The sequence below is a fragment of the Paenibacillus sp. P4_E11 genome, from assembly GCF_056401635.1.
On sequence record NZ_JBFUIX010000191.1, the window covers coordinates 1 to 5,362 of the forward strand.

Sequence of the window (5,362 nt, forward strand, 5' to 3'; positions counted from 1 at the left end):
GGGTTATGTTTTATCACAAGAAAAAGGAGATACATGGAAAAGCGGAGGAGGTGGGGTGAGCGGCGGTAGCAGCATTAAGCTAAGGGATGAGAACGATAGCGCAATAACACTAGGCTGCCGGCATGATCGGCAGCCTAGTTCGCTTACGGGAGAACAGTTCGATCTTATCATTCCTAATTGTACATTGAATACCTAATCCTCAACACACGATAGTGCAGCATCGCTAAAATATTCGAAATAATGATAAGGTCGATTATTTACTCTTTTCATCGTTACTTGGAAGTTCAAGATTACAATTTCATTTACAGGGTCAACCATAATCAGAGTGTTCCCTCTGCCGGAGTTCGAGAATGTTTTTTTCGATCGCAGCGTACCTGTGTAATCTTGTTTGTTCCCACTTACATTCCACGCGAGTCCCCAGCACGCTTCTTTGAAAAATTCATCGCCTAAACTTGAAGACACACCTGGAACTTGGTTTGAGGTCATCTTCTCTACACTCAACTTGCTCCATAGTCGTYGATCGTTATAGGAGCCTCCATTTAAAAATGTCTGGGCGAACACCGCCATGTCAGTAACGGTAGAACATAGTCCGCTTTCTCCCCAAGGAACAGAAATGTTGTCGTAATGAGCGAAATCGGGGAACGGAGCATTCGGCGGATGCTGTGCTACCCTGGAGTACTTATTTTCAGGAAGCAAGAAATGAGAGTCTACCATACCAAGCGGCTTAAAAAGACGCTCCTCTACAAAATCAGAGAAAGATTGTCCAGTGACTCGCCTAATTACTTCGGTCAGTAGTGTAAAAGCAAATCCACAATACCTCATCTCCTTGCCGGGCAAAAAGGACAGAGGCGCTTCGTATCCAGCCATTAAATACTTGAACACTTCAGGATGCTGATTAATAGGGCACTGAGATAGATCAAGCGAAGTTTCTGCTTCATTCATCGCATTCCAAATGTAATCTTCCGCAATGCCGGAGGTGTGAGTCATCAAGTGATGAATAAGCACCTTTTCCTTGTGTTCACCGACAAATTCAGGTATATAATCCTGAACCGGCACATTTACAGCGACCTTGCCTTCCTCTACAAGCAGCATGATTGCTGAGGCAGTAACCGATTTCGAAATGGATGCTAACGGGAAGATTGTGTTTAAATCTACCGGTCCGTAATTCCGCTCATACTCTGGATTCACAAAAATATTGTGGCTTACGATGACTCCACGTCTTGCAATAAGAGAAACGATAATGGGGGAAACACCGTGACCTACCCACTCCTTCTGCAAATCTTCAAGCTTGGCAATCCGACTTGAGGACATGCCAACCTCTTCCGGGTTGCCGTATCTAAATTTCATGGAAAAAATCACCTCTCTACAGGATTAGTACCGCCCAATAATCGAACGGGGTACAATATCCAATTTCTACTAAAATACCATTGGACATAAGCCTTGACAACACATTTTGATTGATTAATCCCTCCCAAATAGAGTGAAGCTAATGATAAATAACCTTGGGAGGGGTTTTGTTGTTATGAAAATGACCGATTTATGGATGTTGTATGAGGCAGATAAGCGCATCCTGGGTTTTAGTCCACATACTTTGAAAGCATATTCCCTTCAAATGAAGGTGCTGATCCGTGAGATCAGCAACGTCGATATCGAAGACGTTTCACTAACCTTGCTGAAGGAATACTTGGCAAAGCAGTCGGAACGGTTGAAGCCGAGCAGTTTGGGGCATCGTATAAGGTTCGTGAGATCCCTTTTTCGTTTTGCATTTGAAGAAGGGTACATCGCTAAAAATCCGACATTAAAACTAAGAGAACCAAAGATGGATAAACGGATTCCTAAGTTTTTAATTGAAGAGGATATTATTAATCTCAAGATCACCTGTGCTTCTCCACGCGAGCACGCACTACTGGAGTTTTTATATTGTACTGGCTGCCGTGTCGGTGAGGTACAAAGATTAAATGTTGAAGATGTAAACTGGGAGAGCTGCTCCGCCATTGTGAACGGAAAGGGATCGAAGCAAAGAGAAGTGTATTTCACAACTGAGTGTAAGGTCTGGTTAAAGAGATACCTTGAGAGTCGAAAGGATGCTTGTAAAGCTCCTTTTGTGACAGAGTCTCTTCCTGTTCGACGAATGGCAATCCCCACGATACGTTATTCGATAAAAAAGCTTGCTACCCGTGGAGAGGTTACAGTAAACGTGTATCCTCATCGATTTCGCCATACATACGCCTGTCACTTGCTTGATAACGGAGCCCCGTTGGACTTTATTCAAGGGATGTTGGGCCATGAGAAAGCATCAACCACTCAGATCTACGCCCAATTACGCGGGGAACGTCGAAGGGAACTGTATAGGCGTTACTTTTAGGGGTCATGGGCCCCTTTTCACGGGCAGAATAGCGAAGTAAACACAAAAAAGGTTGCCGACTTTCTCGGCAGCCTCTTTCAAGGGCAATATTGCTACTCTTGCTTTAAGTTAATGATACCAAAGTGACAACTGAAAAACAGACTGTTTTATCCAAAAAACATATGTTAAACTCTTGCCTGAATAGAGGTAAGGGAGATGATGCTCTTGTCAGAAGGGTATGAAGCTACAAAGGAGCTTAGGGATTCTTTATCCCATGTACAGTGGATAGGCGGTGCTTCGGATTCATCGCTCGTGCCGATCCTGCGTTACATCCCGCGATGTACAGAGGGTTAGGTAAGACGATCGACGACAATTGGGTACATACCACACCCGAGGCCATGTTTCGCGATATCCTCACCACCAACGACGAGCGATTCCCCATGATCTGCGAGGATCTTCAGGCCATGCCTAAGTGGCCCAAAATCTTGGTGGTGGGCCCTCGACTCTTTCCAAAACTGGTTCAGCCGCTACTCTCGGATATCCATCAGGCAATTTGGCTATTGCCGACCGAGAAGTTTGCCCTAGAGTCTGCCGCCAAGAGAGACAAACCACAACTGAGAGTTAGATCGAGCGATCCGGTACGATTTCAGAGCAACTTTTTTGGTCGAGAAGTTCTTTTGAGGGATTATCTCCGTCAAGAGGTCATATCACGTGGATTACCCTATGTCGAAGTGGATTGGCTCAGATTCTGTAGATGAGGTGGCGAGAAGGGTAGAGGCGTACTTTGAGACCTATCTGACATCCGGTGAAGCTACGGAGAAGTAAGTTGGCAACTTGCAAAATGTTGCGAATATTTTTCAACAAACGGGAAGCGTTAGTTGAATACTGACATTGCGGCAACCTAACACTAAATCTGGCCGTTGCCGTTGAAGTAACAGAGGCTTTAAAGAAATATAAAGGAAGAATTAAAGGAGGAGCATGTAATGGACAAGGTAATACCTTTCTTAATGTTTCAAGATGGCAAGGCAGAAGAAGTGATGAACTTTTATACATCGATCATTGAGGATTCTGAAATTACAAGCATTGTTCGATATGGCGCTAATGAAGCTGGAAAAGAAGGAACTGTATTCCAAGCTACTTTCACATTAAAAGGACAGGAGTTTATGTGTATTGACAGTAATGTCAAACATGCATTTTCCTTTACACCTTCGTTCTCGATCTATGTTGCTTGTAATACTGAGGAAGAAATTGATGAGCTTTATGGGAAACTTAAAGAAGGTGGACATGTTCTAATGCCATTAGGTAATTATGGGTTCAGTAAAAAGTTCGGTTGGCTGAATGACCGCTTCGGAGTCTCATGGCAAATAAATTTTGTCTAAATAAAATAAAAGCTAGTTCAACTAACTGGGTACGATAGTTGAATATAGCACACGACGGCAGCCGGCATAAGATCGGCTGCCGTTTTCATTGAAGTAGACGGACAGATTAGTTAAATAAAACAAAACTCGCCCTTGATGTAGAGAAGATCATAAGTTACATTTTTTTCAACATGCATAAAGGGGGAATGGCTATGAAAAGTCTTATCGTAATTCTACCAAAGGTAATTTCAAATTCTTGAATTACGGAAGATAATGTTCTTCCGTGGTTCTCAAAACATGGAGGATACTGAAATGATTAATAATGATTTGAATGGCAACCCGTTTTTGAACATAAAAGAGCCAAAGGCATGGGGGCCAGGTTCATTTGAAATGGCCAAATTTCTTGTGAAATCTACTAATGTCAAGGAAGGTATGCGGGTCCTTGAGGTTGGTGGTGGCTCTGGACAAATAGCTACAACAATCGCGAAGTTTTGGAACGTGTCAGTAGTGACTTTAGAGCCATGGTCGGATGGTACCGATATTCAATCATATGCTAAACAACAAAATGTTGAGAACCAGGTATTGGCTTTAAAGACCATGGCTCAATCTATGCCGTTTGCTTCTGGTACATTTGATGCTGTCATCAGTATCGGCTCATTTGAAATGATTGGAAAAGACCGCCCAGTTGCATTGTCCGAAATGATTCGAGTTGCGAAGAGTGGCGCACGAATTGGTATTGCTGAACCAATGTGTCTGCCAGGACCTATTCCCGCTGATATTCCTGATTCTAATACAAAACGCAGCTTTCAAGAATGCTTCGCCACTTTAAGTTGGAACTGTGAACTATTTTCTGGACATGGCCTTAAAATTGTTGATAATTACTACTTTGATGAAGCCTATCGATGGTGGCTACAGTATYGAGTAGATGACGAGGAACAACAGTTTATTACTCAAGACAATGGACGTTGGATTTCACTTGGCCTTGTTGTTGGTGAGAAACAGTAAGATACTTCAAATTACGCAAAAAAGCTTTATCCTACAATAATGGCAATGACTATCGAACAATTATCGACAGTCATTGTTGCGCTAACGGGCACGTTAGTTCCATAAGACGCAAGGACGGGGCTGCCGGCACGAATCGGCAGCCCCGTTGACGGGCAGTTTAGCATAATAAATAAATATGAAAACCGTAGTTTCCAATGAAGGAAATTTATGGGCATGTTGTTGAATAAATATGAGATGCTTCATAGCCGATAGAGGAGAGTGTAGAATGTGGAAATGAAAAATGAAAAGGGAGATGTACTGGCAATACTGCATATCGACTCATTTCAAGAGGACGCAGATATTGATAACATTATTCGTGGGTTAAAACCAGGTATGGGTAAGGGGATATATGTTGCGGATGAGAAAAAAATCAGTCAGCAAACAAATTACGAAGCAGTTAAATGGTTAGAAGGTCTTGATGAATTAAAAGAAAAAGCATCTCCATGGGAACTGGTATTTCCTGCTAATGCAGAAGTGATGGATATACGGGTTTACTATGGATTTGATAATTTGACACAAGAAGAAATTGATGGAATGGCTGCTGAATGCGAAAGAACCGGTAGAAATGTTCTAGTTCGAGAACTTAAACCTAATAATACGCTCGTTGGTGTGAGTT

Annotated in this window: 6 protein-coding genes; 5 read left to right on the forward strand and 1 reads right to left on the reverse strand. The window is 42.6% G+C overall.

The window, feature by feature from the left end; translation table 11 throughout:
- Positions 1-196, forward strand: a 196-nt coding sequence (locus tag AC1DWB_RS30830) for a hypothetical protein (protein WP_477544919.1), incomplete at its 5' end; no start/stop codon positions are given.
- Here the strand turns inward: AC1DWB_RS30830 and AC1DWB_RS30835 are convergent.
- Positions 193-1,347, reverse strand: a complete 1,155-nt coding sequence (locus AC1DWB_RS30835) for a serine hydrolase domain-containing protein (protein ID WP_477544920.1) — start codon at positions 1,345-1,347, stop codon at positions 193-195. The genes AC1DWB_RS30830 and AC1DWB_RS30835 overlap by 4 nt on opposite strands.
- Positions 1,348-1,522: 175 nt before the next feature.
- Between AC1DWB_RS30835 and AC1DWB_RS30840 the strand changes: the two genes are divergently transcribed.
- The 4 genes from AC1DWB_RS30840 to AC1DWB_RS30855 form a co-directional block, all read left to right on the forward strand.
- Positions 1,523-2,365, forward strand: a complete 843-nt coding sequence (locus tag AC1DWB_RS30840) for a tyrosine-type recombinase/integrase (protein WP_477544921.1) — start codon at positions 1,523-1,525, stop codon at positions 2,363-2,365.
- Between the two features lie 962 nt (positions 2,366-3,327).
- Positions 3,328-3,723: a VOC family protein gene (locus AC1DWB_RS30845; RefSeq protein ID WP_477544922.1), complete on the forward strand. Its 396-nt coding sequence runs from the start codon at positions 3,328-3,330 to the stop codon at positions 3,721-3,723.
- A gap of 291 nt (positions 3,724-4,014) precedes the next feature.
- Positions 4,015-4,707, forward strand: a complete 693-nt coding sequence (locus AC1DWB_RS30850) for a class I SAM-dependent methyltransferase (RefSeq protein WP_477544923.1) — start codon at positions 4,015-4,017, stop codon at positions 4,705-4,707.
- A 267-nt stretch (positions 4,708-4,974) separates the two neighbouring features.
- Positions 4,975-5,362, forward strand: a 388-nt coding sequence (locus AC1DWB_RS30855; protein ID WP_477544924.1) for a hypothetical protein, incomplete at its 3' end; no start/stop codon positions are given.

What these genes read in the sequence shown, in the direction of transcription:
- AC1DWB_RS30840 (WP_477544921.1), top strand. Translation starts at nt 1,523, where the DNA reads ATGAAAATGACCGATTTATGGATGTTGTATGAGGCAGATAAGCGCATC.
- AC1DWB_RS30845 (WP_477544922.1), top strand. Translation starts at nt 3,328, where the DNA reads ATGGACAAGGTAATACCTTTCTTAATGTTTCAAGATGGCAAGGCAGAA.